Source organism: Pseudidiomarina tainanensis, from assembly GCF_004214835.1.
Classification (GTDB): domain Bacteria; phylum Pseudomonadota; class Gammaproteobacteria; order Enterobacterales; family Alteromonadaceae; genus Pseudidiomarina; species Pseudidiomarina tainanensis.
Map to the genome: position 1 here is coordinate 1,649,921 of NZ_PIQJ01000001.1, position 22,740 is coordinate 1,672,660.

Annotated in this window: 19 protein-coding genes and 3 tRNA genes; 3 read left to right on the forward strand and 19 right to left on the reverse strand. The window is 46.4% G+C overall.

Annotated features, from left to right (window positions below; genetic code table 11):
* Positions 1-64 precede the first annotated feature (64 nt).
* Complete coding sequence (locus tag CWI82_RS08040; RefSeq protein ID WP_092854246.1) at positions 65-1,333, forward strand: HlyC/CorC family transporter; 1,269 nt, start codon at positions 65-67, stop codon at positions 1,331-1,333.
* A gap of 21 nt (positions 1,334-1,354) precedes the next feature.
* On the opposite strand, the gene CWI82_RS08045 is transcribed toward CWI82_RS08040, so the two are convergent.
* Both CWI82_RS08045 and gshA read right to left on the reverse strand, forming a co-directional pair.
* The gene (locus CWI82_RS08045; RefSeq protein WP_130203124.1) at positions 1,355-1,963 is read right to left on the reverse strand and encodes a transglycosylase SLT domain-containing protein; all 609 of its coding nucleotides are present in this window, start codon (positions 1,961-1,963) and stop codon (positions 1,355-1,357) included.
* A 3-nt stretch (positions 1,964-1,966) separates the two neighbouring features.
* On the reverse strand, positions 1,967-3,562 hold the full coding sequence (gshA, locus tag CWI82_RS08050) for a glutamate--cysteine ligase (protein ID WP_325049926.1): 1,596 nt from the start codon (positions 3,560-3,562) through the stop codon (positions 1,967-1,969).
* Between the two features lie 164 nt (positions 3,563-3,726).
* On the opposite strand from gshA, the gene CWI82_RS08055 reads away from it, so the two are divergent.
* On the forward strand, positions 3,727-5,841 hold the full coding sequence (locus CWI82_RS08055) for a response regulator (RefSeq protein WP_165383898.1): 2,115 nt from the start codon (positions 3,727-3,729) through the stop codon (positions 5,839-5,841).
* Between the two features lie 216 nt (positions 5,842-6,057).
* Here CWI82_RS08055 and CWI82_RS08060 read toward each other — a convergent pair whose 3' ends face one another.
* From CWI82_RS08060 to CWI82_RS08100, 9 genes are all read right to left on the reverse strand, one after another.
* Entirely contained in the window at positions 6,058-7,188 is a 1,131-nt protein-coding gene (locus CWI82_RS08060; protein ID WP_092854238.1) for a sodium ion-translocating decarboxylase subunit beta, read from the reverse strand.
* Between the two features lie 3 nt (positions 7,189-7,191).
* On the reverse strand, positions 7,192-8,973 hold the full coding sequence (gene oadA, locus CWI82_RS08065) for a sodium-extruding oxaloacetate decarboxylase subunit alpha (RefSeq protein WP_130203127.1): 1,782 nt from the start codon (positions 8,971-8,973) through the stop codon (positions 7,192-7,194).
* Positions 8,974-8,990: 17 nt separating this feature from the next.
* Positions 8,991-9,218, reverse strand: coding sequence for an OadG family protein (locus CWI82_RS08070; protein WP_092854234.1), 228 nt, complete (start codon positions 9,216-9,218; stop codon positions 8,991-8,993).
* Positions 9,219-9,507: 289 nt separating this feature from the next.
* Positions 9,508-9,584, reverse strand: a tRNA-Arg gene (locus tag CWI82_RS08075).
* 26 nt (positions 9,585-9,610) lie between these two features.
* Positions 9,611-9,687: transfer RNA gene (locus CWI82_RS08080), tRNA-Arg, on the reverse strand.
* A 12-nt stretch (positions 9,688-9,699) separates the two neighbouring features.
* A tRNA-Ser gene (locus CWI82_RS08085) sits at positions 9,700-9,792 on the reverse strand.
* A 202-nt stretch (positions 9,793-9,994) separates the two neighbouring features.
* Positions 9,995-10,189, reverse strand: a complete 195-nt coding sequence (gene csrA, locus CWI82_RS08090; RefSeq protein ID WP_092854232.1) for a carbon storage regulator CsrA — start codon at positions 10,187-10,189, stop codon at positions 9,995-9,997.
* Positions 10,190-10,418: 229 nt separating this feature from the next.
* On the reverse strand, positions 10,419-13,019 hold the full coding sequence (gene alaS / locus CWI82_RS08095) for an alanine--tRNA ligase (RefSeq protein ID WP_130203128.1): 2,601 nt from the start codon (positions 13,017-13,019) through the stop codon (positions 10,419-10,421).
* A gap of 79 nt (positions 13,020-13,098) precedes the next feature.
* Positions 13,099-13,569 (reverse strand): regulatory protein RecX, encoded by a 471-nt coding sequence (locus tag CWI82_RS08100; protein ID WP_092854228.1) that lies wholly within the window; start codon positions 13,567-13,569, stop codon positions 13,099-13,101.
* Positions 13,570-13,602: 33 nt separating this feature from the next.
* Between CWI82_RS08100 and CWI82_RS08105 the strand changes: the two genes are divergently transcribed.
* A complete protein-coding gene (locus tag CWI82_RS08105; RefSeq protein ID WP_165383899.1) occupies positions 13,603-14,292 on the forward strand; it encodes an SIMPL domain-containing protein in 690 nt (229 codons plus the stop codon).
* Here the strand turns inward: CWI82_RS08105 and CWI82_RS08110 are convergent.
* From CWI82_RS08110 to CWI82_RS08145, 8 genes are read right to left on the reverse strand one after another with little or no spacing between them, the layout of a single operon-like run.
* Positions 14,289-15,332 carry an agmatine deiminase family protein gene (locus CWI82_RS08110; RefSeq protein ID WP_130203130.1) on the reverse strand — a complete coding sequence of 348 codons (1,044 nt, stop codon included), beginning with the start codon at positions 15,330-15,332 and terminating at the stop codon, positions 14,289-14,291. The two genes, CWI82_RS08105 and CWI82_RS08110, sit on opposite strands and share 4 nt — an antisense overlap.
* Positions 15,329-16,387 (reverse strand): 23S rRNA pseudouridine(2605) synthase RluB, encoded by a 1,059-nt coding sequence (gene rluB, locus CWI82_RS08115; protein WP_130203131.1) that lies wholly within the window; start codon positions 16,385-16,387, stop codon positions 15,329-15,331. Before rluB ends, CWI82_RS08110 begins: the two co-directional genes overlap by 4 nt.
* A gap of 8 nt (positions 16,388-16,395) precedes the next feature.
* Positions 16,396-16,989, reverse strand: coding sequence for an SMC-Scp complex subunit ScpB (gene scpB, locus CWI82_RS08120; RefSeq protein ID WP_130203132.1), 594 nt, complete (start codon positions 16,987-16,989; stop codon positions 16,396-16,398).
* Positions 16,970-17,803, reverse strand: coding sequence for a segregation and condensation protein A (locus CWI82_RS08125; RefSeq protein WP_130203133.1), 834 nt, complete (start codon positions 17,801-17,803; stop codon positions 16,970-16,972). The genes scpB and CWI82_RS08125 overlap by 20 nt, the downstream gene beginning before the upstream one ends.
* A 6-nt stretch (positions 17,804-17,809) precedes the next feature.
* Positions 17,810-18,436 (reverse strand): L-threonylcarbamoyladenylate synthase, encoded by a 627-nt coding sequence (locus CWI82_RS08130; RefSeq protein ID WP_130203134.1) that lies wholly within the window; start codon positions 18,434-18,436, stop codon positions 17,810-17,812.
* A gap of 53 nt (positions 18,437-18,489) precedes the next feature.
* Entirely contained in the window at positions 18,490-19,332 is an 843-nt protein-coding gene (locus tag CWI82_RS08135; protein ID WP_233340216.1) for a PHP domain-containing protein, read from the reverse strand.
* The gene (locus tag CWI82_RS08140) at positions 19,316-21,337 is read right to left on the reverse strand and encodes an NADPH-dependent 2,4-dienoyl-CoA reductase (protein WP_130203135.1); all 2,022 of its coding nucleotides are present in this window, start codon (positions 21,335-21,337) and stop codon (positions 19,316-19,318) included. Before CWI82_RS08140 ends, CWI82_RS08135 begins: the two co-directional genes overlap by 17 nt.
* 53 nt (positions 21,338-21,390) lie before the next feature.
* A complete protein-coding gene (locus CWI82_RS08145) occupies positions 21,391-22,734 on the reverse strand; it encodes a tropomyosin (RefSeq protein ID WP_130203136.1) in 1,344 nt (447 codons plus the stop codon).
* Between the last annotated feature and the right edge of the window lie 6 nt (positions 22,735-22,740).

The window sequence follows — 22,740 nt, forward strand, 5'->3', positions numbered from 1 at the left end:
GTGCTTGACTTGTTTGCCTAGCTGGCTAAATTAGTCGTTCAGTTTTAAATTATAGGAATATTTTTTGGACGAGATATCCACCTCGACCCTACTTATCATTCTCGGGGTTTTGTTACTGCTTTCGGCTTATTTCTCTGGCTCGGAAACTGGAATGATGTCAGTCAACCGCTATCGACTTCGACATCTTGCTCAACAAGGTAATGCCGGAGCCAATCGCGTCCAATATTTACTTGATCGCCCAGATCGACTTATCGGCCTCATCCTCATTGGTAATAACCTCGTCAATATTGCGGCATCTGCAATTGCTACGATTATTTGTCTGCGCTGGTTTGGCGATGCTGGAATTGTTATCGCGACGTTTGGCCTAACGCTGATAGTACTGATTTTCGCCGAGGTCACGCCTAAAACAATTGCGGCATTACACCCTGAACGCATTGCCTTCCCAAGCTCGATTGTACTGAAGCCATTGCTACGCATCATGTATCCTTTCGTTGCAACGGTAAACTTCATTACCAATGGTTTTATGCGGTTACTGGGCATTAATCCCAATGGTGCTGCCGGCCAAGATGCACTGAGCTCGGAAGAATTGCGTACCGTGGTAAATGAAGCAAATTCGATGATTCCGTCGAGCCACCAAGAGATGCTGCTTAGTATCTTGGATTTAGAAAAAGTAACAGTTGAAGATGTCATGATTCCGCGCGCGGAAATATCTGGTATCGATGTACAGGATGACGTGAAATCGATTATCAAGCAGCTGAGCCAAGCGCAATATACTCGCATTTTGCTCTATCGCAACGAGATTGATGATGCTGTTGGCTTTCTGCATGCCCGCGACATTATGCAAATCATGACGAAAAATAATGCCGATTTGGATAAGTCAGAAATTGTTCGTGCAGCCCGCGATATTTACTATATTCCTGAGGGTACACCGCTGAATGTTCAACTGCTAAAGTTTCAGCGTAACAAAGAACGGATCGGCCTAGTGGTTGACGAATACGGCGACATTCAGGGCTTGGTGACTTTAGAAGATATCCTTGAAGAAATTGTTGGTGACTTCACAACCAGTATCACGCCGGCGCCGAGTGAGACTACCCAAATTCAGCCCGATGGTTCGGTACTCGTAGAGGGCGTCGCTAACATCCGCGACTTAAATAAAGAAATGAACTGGGAGTTACCAACCGATGGTCCGAAAACCGTCAGTGGTTTAATTATCGAAACCTTGGGTGACATTCCACAACAGGCTTTATGTTTGCGGATAAATGGTTACGCAATGGAAGTGATTGAAAGTAGCGACAACTTAGTGAAAGTTGTGCGCTTTTTACCAGAGAAGTAATAAGAGAAGTAATAGCGCTTATTAAAACAATAAGCGCCATAACCAACCACGTTTTAAATCATCCTCACATTGGCGCAACTGCGCGCCATACCGGCTAGCGCGTGCTTTAACGCGCTCTGCGGTGCTTACCAACCAACGTTTGCTACGATACGTTTGACGTTGGTAACCACCCCAACCTTCGTGATAATTTAAGTATTGTGCGTAGGCATCCCATTTCGAAACACCATTGATTTTTTGACTCTTCGAAATAAACCATCCCATAAAATCGATCGCATCTTCGAAGTCATCTCGAGACGACCAAGAATTTCCGGTTTCTCGAACATAATCGTCCCAAGTGGCTGTCTTAGCTTGCGAATAACCATATGCACTACTTACTCGACCCCACGGGATAATCCAAAGAATATAATCGCGCGGCGGGACCGCATCGTGTTTAAACGAGCTTTCTTGATACATCATCGCCATAGGGACTTGAATCGGTACGCCCCACTTGTCCCGCATATCTGCGGCAGCATCATACCAATCGCGCTTTTCTTCGAATATCCGACACAAGTTTTCAGGTTCTTCCGGCGGCGCCGAAGCGCAACCGACCAGAGTCATTGCGGTGACTATCAGCGTAAGTCGTAATTTCATGTCTTAACAATCCGGCGACTGACAGGCAGCGCGGCGGAAATACTCCTGTAAAAAATCATCAAAACTCGAATTTGCGTCTTGTGCTTCCAAATCGGCTTGAGCAGTTAATGAAGCATCGCGTAAACGCTCAAATTCTGCTTCAGAAAAATATGCTAAGGGCTTTCCTGTCAGTTGTTGTTTGTACTGACGAGCTAAAGTCATTCCAAACTCACTATTGTCGATCTGATTTTCGAGCAAATGCGATAGAAACTGACCCGATAAGGTCAACTCTGGATTTAAAACACAACGATACTGTTGTGCAACCGTGTTGCTGTAATCACTGCTATGGTTGGCTCCATCCATGACTTTTGCTATTTGTTGCAAATCAGCGAAGATGTCTTCCAGCCAATCAGAAATTGGACGCTCATAATTATTATCGTTGAGCGTTAGGCGAGGATTACGACCGTCCATAACCACTCGGTTAAAATTCTTATCGGCAATAACCTGCTCATCCCAACTCATTTCTTTACTCGGCGAAATCGCACAGTAAATAAGTAACAAATCTAAAAACCGGATTTGCTCAGCGGTAATCCCTACTGGACTGAATGGATTTACATCCAGCGCTCTCACCTCAATGTATTCAACACCACCACGCTCTAATGCTTGCGTTGGCGTTTCACCCGAGCGCGCCACTCGCTTAGGACGAATGGCTGAGTAAAACTCATTTTCGATTTGTAAGATATTATTGTTGAGTTGGCGATATTCACCGTCTACTTTAACGCCGATTTTGCTAAATCTTGTCGATTCCTTTGTAATCGCTCGACGTAAACCACCAACGTACTCTTCAAGCGTGTTATAGGTGATTTTTAAATCCGCCTGCTCTTTATTGGTGTAGCCAAGGTCGCTCATGCGTAGCGAGGTACCATAAGGGCGATAAACAGTCCCTTTTCCCATTGATGAAAACTCAATATTGTCTTCGGTATGTTGTAAAAACGATTTGCAAATGGCTGGCGAAGCGCCAAATAGGTACGGGATGATCCAGCATACGCGTTTGTAATTTCGAATAAGATGAAAATATTTTGTCGAAATAAAATCTTGATTAAACGTCTTATTCTCGTGTTCGGCAAGCAACGCAAGAAATTCATCTGAGAGACTAAAATTAAAGTGCACGCCAGCAATAATCTGCATGCCGCCACCATATCGATAAGTTAACCCTTTGCGATAAAGGGTTTTCATTCTGCCAGTGTTCGACTTGCCGTATTGCGCGATGACGATGTCATCGGCTGAGCCTACAAAGCACGGCATGCTTAGTGGCCACAATAATTCATCACCTAATTCTTGGTAAGTTACTTTATGGATATCAGCCAATTGCTCAAGCGTCACATTGATATCTGACGCGACTGGCGTGATAAACTCCATTAAAGTCTCAGCATAATCGGTGGTGATTAAAGGATGCTTCAGCGCGGCGCCAAGCCCTTTAGGATGAGGAGTAGCTGCTAACTTCCCTTGTTCGGTAATGCGCAAAGTTTCGCGTTCAACGCCACGCTGAATACCTCGTAAGGCGTTAACGTGCTCGGATTTGGCGAGAGTCGCCAACAGTTCGGCAAATTGTGACTGCAAAATTTTTCCTGCCTTATATCGTCGAGCCATAAGTTATGGCGAAATATTACTGGTTTATAAACGGTTAGTCTATGCTAGTTGATCACTGTTAAACATTGGCAGTACATGGCTTGCATGGCATGATAGACCAACGAAGAAACAGTAACGTTGATTTGAGGCAGTTGATGCAATTTCCACGAAAGTTAAAACAATGGCTATCACGGCGCCGTCAACGTGAACAAGAAGCGCCGCCTGCTCCTGTTTCAAACACAACACCTAACTCAATCGATGAGCGCGAGCGCCAGTTGCATGCAATTGCTGCCGCAAACCAAGCTAAAAGTGAGTTTTTGGCTAACGTTAGCCACGAAATACGCACACCGATAAATGCCATTCTCGGTATGACACAGCTTAGTTTAAAGACCGATCTTGATGACCAACAACGTAGCTATTTACGCTCAATTGAGAGTTCATCACGGATTTTGTTGGGTATCGTCAATGATTTACTTGATTTCGCCAAAATCGAGGCAGGTAAATTAACCATTGAAGCGATTCCTTTTGACTTAGAGGAAGTGCTTGCGAACCTAGCAGACATGTTTGCGTATCGAGCATATGATAAGAATTTAGAGTTTATTATAAATTTGCCAACCAATATTCCAACGCGTTTAATTGGTGACCCACTTCGATTAAATCAGGTACTGGTTAATTTGGTCAGCAATGCCATTAAGTTTACCGAAGATGGCGAGATTGTCGTTGCCGCAACCTTACTTGATGTTGACTCTGAGAACGTCTATTTGCGTTTATCAGTGACGGATACCGGTATCGGCATGGATGAAGCACAACGCGCACGACTATTTGACGCTTTCACGCAAGCTGACGCATCAACAACCCGGCGCTTCGGCGGAACTGGGCTTGGCTTAGCTATCAGTCAGCGCATCGTAAAATTGATGAATCAACATGGTCTCGGTGTGATCAGTACACTGGGGCAAGGCTCAACCTTCTTTTTGGAAATGCGCTTCCCGCTACAAAAGAATCAAGACGATTCAAGCCGTGACTCTCTTATTAAACGCTTGCAACATAAGCACGTACTTGCCATTGAAGATAACTTGACCACTCGCGAGATGCTCACCGAGTTGTTACGCAGTTATTCGGTCGATGTGGTGAGTTGCCGTACCGCCGAAGAAGGCCTCCAGCTTCTTGAGCAGCACGATTTTGATGCAGTGATTGTTGACTGGCAGTTGCCCGGTATCAGTGGTCTCGAATTTTGCCAAGAGTTATTGTGCCAAGAGGGTCAGCTGCCTCGCTTAATTCTGGCCACTAACTATCATGCAAAAGATATGATTGAGCAGGCGCGACAAATCGGTGTCGCTGAATATATCGTCAAGCCTTATACCAGCTCAGCGTTATTGCGAGTGCTTTGCTCAGCGTTGGCTATTGCTGGGCAAACCGAAACTCCAACAGCATCAAATCGACTCGAGGACATATGTAGCGCACCGGTTCTGTTGGTTGAGGATAACGATATTAACCAAATGATCGCCAAAGAAATGCTACAACAAGCGGGTTTAGTGGTTGATGTTGCACGTAACGGTGAAGAAGCGGTCGCAATGGTGAAGGCGAAAAATTATGCTCTGGTATTTATGGATATTCAAATGCCGGTAATGGATGGCCTGACCGCAGCTGAAAAAATCCGCGGCTTCTTCTCTTATCAGCAGTTGCCCATCATCGCAATGACCGCCAATAGCAGTAGCGAAGACATTGAACGCTCGCTAGCTGCTGGTATGCAAGATCATATTAGTAAACCGATTGATGAAGAGAGGCTCATTGATGCCCTAGAAAAATGGTGTGTCCGAGGTGAGTACACAGCGCACAAGTCCGCTTCTTCGGCAACGCCAGCACATGAGTCAACGGATCAAATCGTTTATCCAACCAATCATAATGGCATCGATTTCAACGGTGCGCTGGAACGGCTTGGGCACAACCTAAACTTATACCAAACACTCGTAGAACGTCTTTATAGTGACTATCACCAAGCGCCACAACAAGTCGTCGAGTTCTTATCAAAAGGGCAACACGACCAAGCTAAGCGCTTTTTCCATTCACTGAAAGGCGCATCTGCAAACCTCGGATTAACCAAGCTTTCCAAAGTTGCTGCGAAACTTGAACAAAGTATGTCTGAGGGAGCGGTGAATGAAGTAGCGGATAATATTACACGCCTCGACCCGCTGTTAGAACAAGCTCGACAAGCCGTGGCTGATTTAGCATTGTGGCAGCAACGACAACAAACAGCAGGTAAGCAATCATGACTCGCTTTTTATTCTTAATTCCACTCATTCTGAGCGTCGTGTGGTTTGTCTATTTAAGAACACACGGTTGGACTTTACGACAAGGACTAAAAGGGTTTATCTATATTGCGATTTTTAGTGCATTTATTGCAGGTTTTTACACTCTCATGTTGTGGTTAACAGGACGGTAACTGTATCACCTGCGCTGTTAACCACATGACATAGATTGCTTTCTAACTAACCCACCAGCGCCAGTAATATACCTGCCGCGACTGCGCTACCAAGCACGCCAGCAACATTAGGTCCCATTGCATGCATTAACAAAAAGTTTTGTGGGTTTGCTTCTAAACCAACTTTATTAACTACCCGCGCAGCCATCGGTACCGCTGACACTCCTGCAGCGCCAATTAGCGGATTAATCGGCTGTTTACTGACTTTACTCATCAGTTTGGCCATTAATACACCTGAAGCTGTACCAATACCAAAAGCAACAGCACCTAGGGCCAAAATACCGAGAGTTTGTAACGACAAAAACTCTTGCGCTGATAGCTTGGAACCGACTGCCAGCCCCAAAAATATGGTGACAATATTAATCAGTTCATTTTGCGCGGTTTTACTCAACCTATCGACAACACCTGCCTCGCGCATCAAATTCCCCAAACAGAACATGCCGACCAACGGTGTTGCGGTCGGTAAGAACAGTAATGTCAGGAATAACACCGCCAATGGGAATAAAATTTTCTCCCGACGAGCCACGGGACGTAACTGTTCCATCTGAATCTTACGTTCAGATTCCGTCGTAAGTAGCTTCATAATTGGCGGCTGAATAATTGGAACTAGCGCCATGTACGAATAGGCGGCAACGGCAATTGCACCGAGTAAATCAGGACTTAATCGTGATGCTAAAAAGATTGCTGTCGGCCCATCTGCACCGCCGATTATTGCAATTGCCGACGCATCAGCCAGAGTAAAGTCAAAACCCGGAAGACCATTTAATGCAATCGCGCCAAGTAATGTCGCAAAAATACCAAATTGCGCTGCGGCGCCTAATAGCAAAGTTCTGGGGTTCGCGAGCAACGGTCCGAAATCGGTCATGGCGCCAACGCCCATAAAAATGAGCAACGGAAACACACCTGTCTCAATGCCGACATAGTAGATGTAGTAAAGCAAGCCGCCTGGCTCTGTGAAACCTGCTTGCGGTATATTCGCTAGAATGGCACCAAAGCCTATTGGCAATAACAGGAGCGGTTCGAATTTTTTGTGAATGGCTAAATACAGGAGCAACGCCCCAACCATCATCATGATTGCGGCGCCCCACGTAAAGGCTGCGATTGCGGTGCTATCCCACAAAGTCATTATACGGTCCATGTATTACTCCAACGTCAGTAAAACGTCACCGACATTGACACTAGCACCTTCTTTGGTCGTTAGTGATGCTACGGTACCGTCATGTTCGGCTTTGATATCCGTTTCCATTTTCATTGCTTCAAGAATGATTAGAACGTCACCGGCTTTCACGCTTTGGCCCTGCTCAACTTGAACTTTAAATACATTTCCGGCTAACGGCGCTTTGACTTCTTTAAGCTCTGTAGGCTGAGTCGCCTTGGGCTGCACCGCCTTCGGAGTTGCTGAAGCAATCTGTCCCGAAGGTGCAACTTCTACCGTAAAGGTGCGACCATCAACGCGTACGTCGTAAACCTCGGTCACACCGCTTTCGTTAGTCGAACTCGATGTTGGCGAACCGCTCTCGGATTTAACACTCTCACCAGTTGGAGCTGGCTCAAACGCATCTGGATTGCCACGGTTCTTCAAAAACTTAAGGCCTATTTGTGGAAATAGTGCATACGTCAACACGTCATCAATTTCATTTTTTGCTAACGCAATACCGTCTTCTTTGGCTTTTGTTTTGAGCTCTTGCGTTAACTTATTTAACTCGTCATCAATTAAGTCAGCTGGACGACAAGTAATTGGCTGCTCACCGTCGAGAACACGCTGTTGCAATTCTTTATTAACTGGAGCCGCAGTCGCACCATATTCACCGCGCAACACACCACGGGTTTCTTTCGAAATGGATTTATAACGCTCGCCGCTCAGCACATTTAACACGGCTTGGGTTCCAACAATTTGCGAGGTTGGCGTGACTAATGGGATAAATCCAAGATCTTCACGAACTCGAGGGATTTCCTCAAGTACTTCATCAAATTTATCTGTAGCGCCCTGCTCGCGTAACTGGTTTTCCATATTTGTGAGCATGCCACCCGGCACTTGCGCAACCAAAATACGCGCATCAACACCTTTTAATGAGCCTTCAAACTGTGCGTATTTTTTGCGAACCTCTCGGAAGTAACTGGCGATATCGGTGAGATCTTCAAGATTTAATCCCGTATCACGTGCAGTCCCCTCAGTCATTGCAACAATCGTTTCAGTAGCTGAATGCCCGTAAGTCATACTCATTGACGAAATAGCGGTATCCAACATATCGATACCGGCATCGATGGCTTTCTGATAGGTTGCAGTACTCAAGCCAGTAGTAGCATGACACTGCATCGCTATCGGCACATCCACCGACTTTTTCAGAGCCGAAATTAATTCAAATGCAGGCTCTGGTCGCAATAAACCAGCCATGTCTTTAATACAAATCGAATCACAACCAAGCGCTTCTAATTCTTTCGCCATGTCCAGCCACTTTTCGAGTGTATGTACAGGACTTACCGTATAAGACAAAGTACCTTGCGCATGGCCCTCAACTTCTTTGGCTGCTTTTATTGCCGTTTCTAAATTACGGACATCATTCATGGCGTCGAATATACGAAATACATCGACACCGTTATGTTTTGCTCTCTCAACAAAGCGTCGCACCACATCATCGGCATAATGACGGTAACCAAGCAGGTTTTGACCTCGCAATAGCATTTGTTGAGGCGTCTTGGGCATTACCTTTTTTAATTCGCGAATACGCTCCCATGGGTCTTCGCCTAAATAGCGAATACAAGCATCAAATGTCGCACCACCCCAAGACTCCATTGACCAGTAGCCCATATCATCAAGCTTTTCAGCAATCGGTAGCATATCGTCGAGCCGCATGCGCGTTGCCAGCAATGACTGATGAGCATCACGTAAGACTAATTCGGTCAATTTCAAAGGTTTTGTCATGAAAGCGCTCCTTACTTTTACGATCGATGTTGGCGACGATATTGATGAATCGCTGCTGTAATTGCCGCGAGTTGCGACGAACTTGGTTGCTGCGTATCAGACGATTGATTTGGTGAATCTAACTCTACTTTGCCCGCAATAACGCGCAAAAGAGCCATCGCACCAATTAATAGCGTTAAAAACACAAAAACGGTGATCATTCCCGTCACCATAATCATGAATGCTTCTGAGATAAGGTTCGTCATGCAGCGCCCACTTGTGTTGAGTTTATTGTTTTAATCCTAATCGAACTTCAGGATAACACAATTTAATTAAAGGCAGGGTTTAGCAAAAATATAGGCGGTATAAGCGGGAGCGATATTAGCTATTAGATATTAGATATTAGCTATTAGATATTAGATATTAGATATTAGATATTAGATATTAGCTATTAGATATTAGATATTAGATATTAGATATTAGAACGAAGTATCGGGTATGTAGGTTTTAGCTAATATCAAATATCTAATATCGCTTTTGCTTTTCAGAAGGAAGTGGCGCACTCGGGAGGACTCGAACCTCCAACCGCTCGGTTCGTAGCCGAGTACTCTATCCAGTTGAGCTACGAGTGCGCATTTCAATTTTGACTGTCAACAAATGGCGCACTCGGGAGGACTCGAACCTCCAACCGCTCGGTTCGTAGCCGAGTACTCTATCCAGTTGAGCTACGAGTGCGTTGTTGACAAATGGCGGTGAGGGAGGGATTCGAACCCTCGATAGAGCTACAAACCCTATACTCCCTTAGCAGGGGAGCGCCTTCAGCCTCTCGGCCACCTCACCGCTTACTTGTGGCGTTGAATTCTAGCGATGTTGACAAATATGTCAAACGATTTTTTGGAATTCGCTGATCGTTTGTGGGATTTTTAAGCATCTGGACGAAATTTCCAACACAACGGTCTATTTTCAAGCAAATTCGAATTGCTGAAGGATTGCTCAAAACGTAAAAAGCTGACTCTAAAAAGTCAGCTTTTTTTACGCAATCTTATTCTTTGTCGGTTTTCTCGCCGTCTTGGTGCTCGGCTTGAATACGCATATAGATTTCTTCACGGTGAACAGAGACGTCTTTTGGTGCGTTTACCCCAATTCGCACCTGATTCCCTTTTACACCCAATACAGTGACCGTGACCTCATCACCTATCATCAAGGTCTCACCCACTCTGCGGGTTAAGATCAACATTAGCCTACTCCTTCCCTACTTCTGTTTTCCATACGGTTCAGTATAGAACATTACCGCACTATCAGCCTGTCTAATTTACTGCCCCATTGAATATATCACAATTGTTATAAGATTCACTACTTGATTGCGTATTTATTCATCGCATATTTCAAAAGGGCGGTTAGTTTAGCAATTAAAGCCACCTAACACACCCAGATTCAGCGTGAAGCCATCCGCCTCGCTGTGTAACTTATCGCAATAATGATTCAATTTTCTGTTTGGCAACAACTAGCGCTTTGCTCAAATTATTCACCTCTGAACCACCCGCTTGTGCTAAATCAGGTCGACCGCCGCCTTTACCTCCGACCTCGGCAGCCGCTACATTGACTACCTCACCGGCTTTCACGCGATCCGTCAAATCCTTGGTTACGCCAACAATAAGACTAACTTTGCCATCAGCAGCTAATCCGAGTACCACTACACCGGATTGTAGTTGATTTTTTAAATCATCAACCATGTTTCGTAACGCTTTTGCTTCTACGTTATTCACTTCAGCCAGGACAACCTTCACACCGTTGATTTCCAAAGCATCGCTAACTAAATCAGAACCAGCTTGTGAAGCAATTTTCTGATTCAATTCATCAATAGTACGTTCCAATTGTCGACTACGATCAATCTGTTGCTGTAATCGCTCACTCACATGCATGATGTCAGTTTTCAGCATGCTGGCAGCTTGACGTAATTGCTGCTGTTGCTGTTGCGTATATTGTACGGCTCCAGCACCAGTAACCGCTTCAATTCGACGCACGCCAGAGGCAATACCTGCTTCAGAAACGATGCGGAACATACCGATGTCACCCGTTTGGTTGACATGTGTTCCACCGCAAAGCTCCATTGAAAAATCACCCATGGTTAGCACGCGAACATCGTCGTCGTATTTTTCACCAAACAACGCCATAGCACCCTGTTGTTTCGCCTGTTCAATTGGCATAACCGCTGCTTTGACGATGTGATTCTTAAAAATTTCTTCATTCACTTGGCGCTCAATCGCATCAAGTTGCTGAGCCGAAACAGCTTCAAAGTGAGAAAAGTCAAAGCGTAGCCGCTCTGCAGTGACCAATGAGCCTTTTTGTGTCACATGCTCACCCAAAAGGTTACGTAGCGCAGCGTGCAATAAGTGGGTTGCTGAGTGATTACGCTTCACGGCTTCGCGGCGTTCAGCGTTAACATGCGCAGCAACTTTATCGCCCACTTTTAAAGCCGTCGCAGCGTGGCCATGGTGCGCAATTGCTTTGCCAATATATTGCGTATCTTCAACAACGAACTCACCACCATTGGCTACTAACTTTCCAGTATCGCCAATTTGACCACCGCTTTCGGCATAAAATGGCGTGCGCGATAACACCACAATACCTTTACTGCCGGCGCCTAGCTCTGCAACCGCTTCACCATCGACGAATATTTCGACAATTGTGCTTTCACCTGCTGTTTCAGTATAGCCAGAAAACTCCGATTTCTGATTCGATTTCAGACGTTCATTATAATCGACACCAAAGTTAGATGCCTGTTGCGCACGCTGACGCTGTGCTTCCATCGCTTCGTTAAAGCCTTCTTCATCAATGGTCAGGCCTTGTTCACGCGCCATATCGGCGGTTAAATCCATTGGGAAGCCATAGGTGTCATAAAGTTTAAAGACCAGCTCGCCCGATAACACCTTACCATCTAGGCTTGCTAGCGCGTCATTCAGAATGCTTAACCCGCGCTCCAGCGTTTTACCGAATTGTTCTTCTTCGCGTTGCAATGCCTGCTCGATAACTTTCTGTTTATCACCAAGCTCTGGGTAAGCAGCTCCCATTTGAGCTACCAAGCTGGCAACAAGTTTATGGAAGAAGGTACCATTGGCTCCAAGCATACTCCCGTGACGCACAGCACGACGAATAATACGACGTAAGACGTAACCACGGCCTTCATTCGATGGTTGTACACCGTCGGCTATCAGGAAACTACATGAACGAATATGGTCTGCAATCACGCGCAGTGACTTATTATCTAAATCATCGGTGCCGATAATTTTGGCTGCATCGCTGATCAACGCTTGGAACAGGTCAATTTCATAATTGCTATGCACATGCTGCAGTACCGCCGCAATACGCTCTAGCCCCATACCCGTGTCAACCGATGGCTTTGGCAATGGCAATAACGTGCCATCTGCCTGACGGTTGTATTGCATGAAGACGAGATTCCAAATCTCGATATAACGATCGCCATCTTCTTCAGGCGTTCCCGGAGGACCACCCCAAACTTCTTCGCCATGGTCATAAAAAATTTCCGAGCACGGCCCACATGGCCCCGTATCACCCATGGCCCAGAAATTATCTTTCGCACCAATGCGTGAAATTCGATCAGTTGGGACGCCAATCTCTTTTGCCCAAATATCGTAAGCTTCGTCGTCTTCGGTGAAAACAGTCACCCAAAGCTTTTCTTTGGGAAGCTTTAATTCTTCCGTAAGAAATTCCCAAGCATATTGAATCGCTTCGCGTTTAAAGTAATCACCAAAACTAAAATTACCCAACATTTCAAAAAACGTGTGGTGACGTGCGGTATACCCGACATTTTCCAAATCGTTATGTTTACCGCCTGCACGCAAACAACGCTGCGATGAGGTTGCACGCGAGTAGTCACGTTGTTCATCGCCCAAAAACACGTCTTTAAACGGCACCATGCCCGCATTGGTAAATAACAATGTTGGGTCGTTACCTGGAATTAAAGATGCTGAAGGGACACGATGATGGCCCTTGGTAGCGAAGAACGCGAGAAACGCTTCACGAATTTCCGCACTGGTCATTTGCATGGACTACTTCCTAAGACGTTTTGGGTAAAAAATGGACTAAAATATAGGGCGAAATGCTACCACGAAAGAAACGGGTAAACTAGTCTGCATCAGCGTTTGCTTGACGATCAAGCGCCTGCTTTATCTCGCTGAAACTATAACCACGTTGCATCAGGTGACGAATCATTTTGTCACGCTGCTTTTGATCATTCGGCGGCGTTTCGCCAAATTTTTTGATTAAGCGTTCGTAACAGGCATGGTTCCAATTTGGCTGTTCTGTCTGCAAAATCTTCTCGACCAATTCGCTCGAGAGTCCCTTTTGCGGCGCGTGAGCCATAATTTTTCGTACGCCATCTCCCTTTGCAATACAGGCGCGAATCCAAACTTGCGCGAATCGTTGATCCGATTGCCAGCCATTCTCCTGCGCTTTATTTAGAACCTTTTCAATTATTTTGTGGTCGAAACCTCGTTGTTTCAACTTTTGCTTTAGCTCTCGAGCACTATGTTCACGACGTGCCAGCAAACGCACGAGTGTTTCCTCTGCTTGTTGTGTTTCATTGTCGACTGTCATTATGATGTGCTATCAACCCTACTTGGAGGCGCTATGTTATTTCGCCAGGCAATTATCTTAAGTTTACTTAGTGCAATTCTCGTCGGTTGCCAACCAACCACAACTGATGCAACACGAACCGTTAGTGTGACTGGACATGCGGCAACATTGGTGGCGCCTGATCAGGCAAATCTGACCATTAGTGTCAACCGAGACGGTGCTGAGCTTGCCGCTATCAAGCAAGAAATTGACCAAGTTACCGCATCAATCATAGCATTTCTGCGCAAGCAGCAAATAGACGATACGGACATCACTTCGTACCAAATAAGTGCCAGCCCGGCATACGATTACGTCGATGGTAAGCGCATTGCTCGCGGCTATACCGCCACGCGCCAGATTCAGATCATGCTACGCGACTTAGAGCAGTACGACAGTATTGTTGATCAGGCACTAGAGGCCGGTGCTACTCATATTATGAACGTTGAGTTTATTATCAGCGAAACCGACGCGATTTATCAGCAATTGCTCGCACAAGCGGTCGAACATGCGTATCAAAAAGCACAAAAAATGGCTACGGCTGCAGGTAGCAATGTCGGCTCCGTTGTGTCGATTGAGGAAAGTAGCTACGCACCCGCTGTGCGCCAGCAGGCGATGATGCGCGTACAAGAGGCCGCAGATGTTAGCCTGCCGGGGAAAAATGAACTACGCGCGCAAGTCAGCGTGAGTTATCGTATTGAAAATTAAATCAGTTGAGTTGTTGCAGGCTGGTTTAGTGTCATGCAGTGCAACGCCCCACCCGCTTTTATAAACTCATCAGCAGCAGCACCAATAACAATTAATTGCGGTGCTGCTTGCCGTAAAAGCGAGAGTGCTTCAGCATCCGTATCTAGCCCAAACTGCGGCACCACAACAACGTCGCCAACACGTACAAAATTCACGTAGCTGGCAAGCAACGGTCGTACGCCACGACGAAAAACCCCTGGCTGTTCTTGAACACTTAGATAATCTTCAAAACTAGGTGTCAGTGATTGAGGTTGTGGTACCACAACAATCTGATATGCCTCACCACTGCTATTGCGCCAACTTCGCGCCTGGCTCAGCTGCTTGGTATAGTCATGATATAAAGGTGAGGAAGATGTTGGCTGACTGACTACCAGGGTGCTCCTATCCAAAAACTGGACTTGGTTATCAGCATGGCCACCGGTTTCATCATCAGGATGCGCAAAATGTAACCACAAAAGGTTACTAATTCCGAGCGTTTCACACATGTATGCTTCAATATCGGAACGTGACCACGTTGGGTTATTACGTGCCACACTGACACTGTGAATAATTGCTGTGCCAGCGCCATCTGTGCTGATAGCACCACCTTCAAATACCAAATCATGCTGAGTAAAAGGTATTTGGGCTTGATGTGCTAGGCGCTTTGCAAAAAGTTGATCATTATGAAAGTTAGGATACAACCCATGCCATGCCGAGAATTGAAATCCATGAGCGTGCGGTTGTTGAGCCGAATCTAAAACCCACAGAGGGCCAATATCTCGAGGCCATGCATCGTCATAACTTATGGGAATCAGCTGAATTTCACTCGCTATGCTCTCGCGAACACCATCATATCGACTCGGATGTACGCCGATAACGACACGATGATAAGGTGCAAGATGTTCAATCAGCTTGAGTAATTGTTGTTGCGCTGGCTCGCCATTTTGGCGCCACACATCATTGCGAAAAGGCCACAATACAAGTAGTGGCCCGGTAAGTTCCCAGTCTGCCAGCAACTTCATGATCGCGTTCGTTGGCGTCCACTTGATTTAGGTTTTTTGTTCGCACCAGCTCGAAAAGTTGGTTTTCCCGCACGAGGCTTTTGGCCGCGTGGATTGCGTGGCTCTTTTCTCGAATCTTTTCTTGAATCCTTTCTTGAATCTTCTCGCGTATCCGCTCGCGAATCCTGTCGAGGCGCTCTGCGCTGTTCTGGTGCAGCGGCTGCCGCGTTGGTGTCCGGCTGACGTTGCTGCAGTTTTTGCGCATTGATGCGACGGGCTCGGGAATAACGTTTCTGTCGCGATTCACCTTGGCGTGGGTCGATAAATGACCGGGTTTCTTCCGATAACCCAACTAACTCGCGCAAGTAATTAATATCCTTGAGCGATAGTTCTCCCCAACCACTTTGCGGAAGCCCTTGCTCTAATTTGATATTGCCGTAGCGAACTCGTATTAAGCGACTGACTTGAACGCCTTGTGATTCCCACAACCGACGTACTTCACGATTGCGGCCTTCGGTCAACACGACACGAAACCATTGGTTCATGCCTTCGCCACCACCACGTTTAATTTCTTTAAAGGCCGCTGGGCCATCTTCTAATTGCACGCCTTGCTTGAGTTTACGCAACATTGCATCGGTAACTTCGCCAAACACTCGCACCGAATATTCGCGTTCAATTTGATGACCTGGGTGCATCAATCGATTGGCTAATTCACCATCGGTTGTAAATAACAATAAGCCCGAAGTATTTACATCAAGACGACCGACCGCAACCCAACGTGCACCCTGCATACGTGGTAATCGATCATAAACAGTTGGACGCCCTTCAGGGTCGCGACGTGTGCACAACTCACCTTCCGGTTTGTGATACATCAACACGCGACAAACCACATCTTCTGGTGGCTTGATATTAACTTCACGTCCATCAATACGTACGATGGCGCTGGTATCGATGCGCTCACCCAAACTGGCCACTTGGCCATTCACGCTCACGCGTCCGGCAGCAATCATCGACTCTAATTCACGGCGCGAGCCATGACCAGAACGGGCGAGTACTTTTTGCAGTTTTTCACTCATGGTGGATATTACTCTGTATTTGTCGCTGTCTCAGCGGTTATCTCAAGTTTAATCTGAGCGGTCTGCCCGGCTTGACTGCCTCGCTCTGGAGGTTCCGGAATTGCAGGTAATTCAGATAAATCGTTTAAACTAAAATAGTCCAGAAATTCATTGGTTGTGGCATAAAGCTGCGGCCGACCAGGTACTTCGCGATGTCCAACTACTTTAATCCAACCGCGCTCTTGCAAGGTTTTCATAATGTTTGAACTGACACTCACACCGCGAATTTCTTCAATGTCACCCCGAGTTATTGGTTGACGATAAGCGATCAATGCGAGTGTTTCTAATAGAGCCTGTGAATAACGCGGCGGCTTCTCTTGCCATAAACGGCTTATTATACCACCCAATTCTGCGCGCGTCTGAAATCTATAACCAGATGCAACTGAAATAAGTTGAACGCCGCGCTCTTGGTAATCACTTTGCAACTCGCGCAAAACTTCTTTGAGCTGCTTTTTTGTCACATTTTCCGAGTCAAAATGCTCCGCCAGTTGCTGCTCGCTAAGTGGTGCTTCGGCAACAAAGAGTAACGCTTCAACGGCCTGCTTAAGTTGTTGAATCTGCATAAATTTGCTCTCGATTTGTCACGTGAATTTCGCTAAACGCATCAACCTGAATAACTTCAACTAAAGCTTCTTTTACAAGCTCCAGAATAGCGAGAAAACTAACAACAACGCCAGCTCGCCCTTCTTGCGGCTCGAATATATCGCTTAACCGCAGACGCTTTTTCGTCTGCAATAAATCCAAGATTCGGCTCATGCGTTCGCGAGTTGACAGTTTTTCACGTTGCACTTGATGATGATTTTGCAATTTAGCTTGAGCTAGTGCATGGCTAAAAGCGACGGCCAGTTCAACCAGCGTCACATCGGGTAACTGTTGTTCAATCAGTTCGTGAGCATCGGTTTGTGCGTGTGCCACAAAGTTGTCACGGCCGGTTTGCGGTAAACCGTCAAGGTGCTCGGCACCTTGGCGTATGGCTTCGTATTCTTGTAATCGTCGAACCAATTCAGCACGAGGGTCGTGTTCATCTTCATCTTCGCTTGGTGGGCGTGGTAACAACATACGGCTTTTAATTTCAGCAAGCATCGCTGCCATCACCAAATAATCAGCAGCCAACTCAAGTTTTAAGTCCTTCATCATGTCGACATATTCCATGTACTGCTTGGTAATTGGCAGTATTGGAAGATCAACAATGTCGAGCTTTTGGCGGCGAATTAGATATAACAGCAAGTCCATCGGACCCGAGAAGCTCTCGAGAATTAATTCCAGCGCGTCTGGAGGAATATATAGGTCTTCTGGCTTCTCAATGACAGGCTCACCGCGAACGAAACCGAGCGGTAATGATTGTTGTTGTGCGGTAGTTAAGTCAGCGTTACTCATCGCCGCTTATAAATCCGCAAAGGGCGAAATATCGCCAGCACCTTCTCGTACTACTTTGACCACATCGTCGGCTAAGTCAATCACTGTAGTTGGCTCTTCACCACGATGCTCACCATCAATAATCAGCTCGACTTGTTGGTCTAATCTATCGCGAATCTCATAAGGATCAGACTCAGCAAACTCATTATCGTCGAGAATTAAACTGGTCGACATTAATGGTTCACCCAAGGCTTCAAGTAATGCCATAACTATGGGGTCATCCGACACCCGAATACCGATCGTTTTTCGTTTGGGATTCAGCAGACGTTTCGGGACTTCTTTGGTACCTTTTAAAATAAAAGTATAAGCTCCCGGCGTGTTGTTTTTAAGCAACCGAAACGCTTGGTTATCAACACGTGCATACGTAGAGAGCTCTGATAAATCACGGCACATCAGTGTGAAATGGTGGTCTTTATCAATATTTCGAATACGACAAATGCGTTCCATGGCGTTTTTGTCACCAATACGGCAACCTATGGCATAACCTGAATCGGTTGGGTAAACCACCACGCCACCCTGCAAAATAATTTCAGCGGCTTGTTGCATCAAGCGCTTCTGTGGGTTTTCTGGATGTACACTAAGGTATTGGCTCATAATAAGTAAATTCGTCTCATGGCAGTGGCTTTAACACAGCCTAATTATATTGTTTACCATAGCGTCCATATTGGCACACAGCGCTCTGGTAAACAAAGATTTTTACCTAGTTCACGCCATCGTGCGGGGTAATGAAAATCGGATCCAACGGAGGCTGCCAAACCAATCTCCTCAGCAAACGTTGCCAAAGCTTCTCGCTGTCCTGGTGATTGTGTGCCAATGGCAACTTCAACGCCGGTTACGCCAACATCCTTGGCATGAGTTAACAATCGTCGTAACCATTTATTACTCAGTTGATAAGCATGTGGATGCGCAATCACTGTCACGCCACCGGCGGCTGCCACAGCGGTGACGGCATCAGCTAAAGTCACCCACTGGGTTGCAACATACGCTTGCTGTCCTTTGCCCAAATAACGGCGAAATGCGGTTTCGAAGGAACAAACCCAGCCACCGTCAACTAATGCATCGGCCAAATGTTTGCGCGTAGGCATCGTCATCGCCTGTGCCATCGGTGGTTGCACATCAATACCCGCTTTGTGCAACTTTGCCACCATCGCTTGATAACGGTCGCGCCGACATTGCTGTTGTTGCATGAGTAATTCCTTCATGCTGGATGCGTCGGCGTTAAAGTTTAATGCTACCAGATGAATTTCGAAGCCTTCCCATGAACAGGTAATTTCGGTGCCAACAATGAGCTCAATCGGCAACCGATGTTGCTCAATGAAAGCTTGCGCTTCACTCACACCATCAACAGAGTCATGATCAGTTAACGCGAGATGAGTGACGCCCTGCTCACAGGCTCGCTGTATTAAGTCCGCTGGACTTAACGCGCCATCGGAATAATAGCTATGACAATGCAAGTCGTAGCGTGTTACGGCATCAGATGCTGGCTGCAAGCTCAGCTCCTTGTCGTATAGCGCGCTTGGCATCAAGTTCAGCAGCTACATCAGCACCACCAATGAGATGAACTGTGACGCCTTTGTCTTGTAGGGCTTGATGTAACTCACGTTGTGGAAGTTGGCCAGCGCAAATAACAACAGTATCTACCGCTAGCAATTGTTCCTTACCGTCCACTTCAATCCATAATCCTTCGTCAGTTACTTTTTGGTAAGTAACGCCAGCCACCATTTCCACACCTTTTTTCTTCAATGTTGCGCGGTGCACCCAACCTGATGTTTTACCCAAACCAGCACCAACTTTTGAAGTTTTGCGCTGCAATAACCAAACCTCACGAGGGCTATGTTCCGCGGCTGGAGGCATTAATCCACCGCGATGTTGATAGCTTTCATCAACTCCCCAAACTTGTGACCAGTCTTGGACATTTAACGTCGGCGAATGCTCAGTTGTGAGATATTCAGCCACGTCAAAACCGATACCACCGGCACCGATAAGCGCAACTTTGTGGCCAACTGGTTTATGATCACGCAACACATCAAGATAGCCAAGTACGTTCGGCCCATCAATTCCTGGAATATCTAACTGTCTTGGCACAACACCGGTCGCAAGTACCACTTCATCATAGCCACCAGAGCTTAAGCTTTCTGCTGTTTGGCGCGAATTCAAGTGAACATTGACGCCGGCATCGACAAGGCGATTTTTAAAGTACCGGATAGTTTCATGAAACTCTTCCTTACCCGGAATCTGCTTAGCATAATTAAACTGCCCGCCGATATCGCCCGCACCATCAAATAAATCAACATAATGACCACGCTCGGCAGCGCGACAGGCAAATTCAAGCCCCGCAGGCCCAGCACCAACAACAGCAATGCGTTTAGCTGCGGCTACTGGAGTAAATACTAACTCACTCTCGTAGCACGCTTGCGGATTAACCAAACAACTGGCGCGCTTGTTCTCAAATACATGGTCTAGACAGGCTTGGTTACAGGCGATACAGGTATTGATTTTGTCTGCTTGGTCGCGGCTCGCTTTTGCGACAAAACGCGCATCAGCAAGCAATGGACGCGCCATCGACACCATATCAGCTTCGCCATCAGCTAAAATTTTCTCAGCCACCTCTGGTGTGTTAATACGGTTAACGGCAACGACAGGAATTGATAATTCTTGTCGAACCTTCGCAGTTATCCAGCTAAACGCTCCGCGTGGAACTGATGTGACGATGGTAGGTACCCGGGCTTCATGCCAGCCAATACCACTATTAATGATGGTCACCCCCGCCTTTTCAACAGCTTTACCAAGCTCGATAACCTCTTCATAGGTATTACCGTCTGGCACGAGGTCGAGCATTGAGAGGCGATACACAATAATAAATTCTTTTCCGACAGCCGCTCGAATTGCTTTGATGATTTCGATGGCTAAGCGACTACGATTTTCAAACGAACCGCCCCAACGATCGTTGCGTTTGTTGGTTCGTGGACAAATAAATTGGTTAATCAAATACCCTTCAGAACCCATCACCTCAACGCCATCGTAACCCGCCTTCTGTGCCAGTTTCGCTGCACGCGCGAAATGTCGAATGGTCGTCTGAATTTGGCGTTCACTCATTGCTTTCGGTGCGAACGGATTGATTGGCGCTTTGATTTTGCTCGGTGCAACCGAAAAAGGATGATACGCATAACGACCGGTATGTAAGATTTGCATACAAATCTTACCGCCTTCTGCGTGAACGGCTTCTGTCACCTTGCGATGTTTGGCGACATGCCAAGGTTTACTCAGCTCACTGCCAAAAGGACTGACTCGTCCGCGGAAGTTGGGACTAATACCACCGGTTACAATTAGACCAACACCGCCCTTTGCGCGCTCTGCATAAAAGGCGGCAAGTTTATCAAAGCCATTTTTCTCTTCTTCAAGCCCGGTGTGCATCGAGCCCATTAGCACGCGGTTCTTGAGTTGCGTAAAGCCTAGATCTAAAGGCTGGAATAAATGCTGATATTTGGTAGTCACAGTGACCTCAACTTAAACAACTGTTTGAATAAGGTCACTGTACTCATTTTTACTTAAAAATAATAGCCTATATTGATGTTGAAACGGGTATTGGTGTCTGTTGCATTGCCACTCATTGAGCCGCCCACAAATGGTTGATTGCGCGCGGTAACAAGATCAAAGTAGGTGTACAAGCCACCGGCTGAAACCGCAACCCCCAGCACGTTCATTAGCGTATCTTCAGAATAAAACCGCTTGTCGGTCATTAAACTAAAGTCATTATAGAATGTTAAATTAGTAACCGGCCCCCATTTTACTGGAAGACTGTATGCGATGTTTGCCGAGTATAAAGTGGCTTTCGTGGGAATAGTGTCAAAATAGTTGTAGGCGCCAACAACAATACCGGTATTCGCCATATCCATATCATAGTCGTATTGAGTAACTTGCCCCATAAATGTCCAGCGATCGTAAGTGTATAAGCCATGAACTGCCCAAGCATTGCGCTCACCGACATTATCGACGCCATCGTTCATATCGCCCCACTGCACGGATGCGCCAAACTCAGCTGAACGAATGTCGTCAAACGACCATTTACGTACACCGCGAAAAGCCCAACTATTGGTTTCAGCAGCAAGTGCATTAGGCTCTGCATACAACCCTTCATCGGCAAAGCGAATACCGACCGCATCGTAGGCATAACGATCAGATTTATTTGTGGCAAGGCCATCCGCACCGCCGAGTTCATCGGATTTGAAGAATGCAACATCGAAATCCCAGTCGGCATCGCGATAGCGCATTTTTGCACCGATATCATGGTCATCTTCTAAGCCGACATAAAAGTTCGAACTAAAAAAGTAACTGTTTGAATTGTATGGCGTGTTACCAAATGGGACTTTCGTGACACCCAATTGTCCCTGCCAGTTCTCGCTGAAGTTATAACCAACCCAAGCGTGATGCACCACATCCATATACTGGAACCAGCGATATTGCGCGGAAAGAATGACATCACCAATTTCGCCGCCAAAATCAATGCGCACTAAGTCAAAATCGAAATCACCGCCCCGATCTTTTAGCGGATCATTGTAATCCTCCCACACGTATTGGGCCCGCACCGCCCCGCCAACACGAATCGGCGCATTTTGAGCTTCTTGCACATCTTCTTCTAAGCGTTCCACGCGCGCCGCTAAGGCTGAATTTTTCACCTGCCGACGTGGCGCTACATCTTCTACAGAAGTTTGCTGCTCTTGTTGTTGTGCAGCAACACGCTGCTCTAAATCAACGACGCGCTGTTTTAACTGTTCGATTTGCTCAAGCAATTGCTGTAATTCCTCAGCACTTGTTAACTCAGTTGATTGAGCAAAAGCACTTGGTGCAGCGATTAAAGTAGCGATAGCTACCGTTAACAGTTTTAATTTCATCGTCTG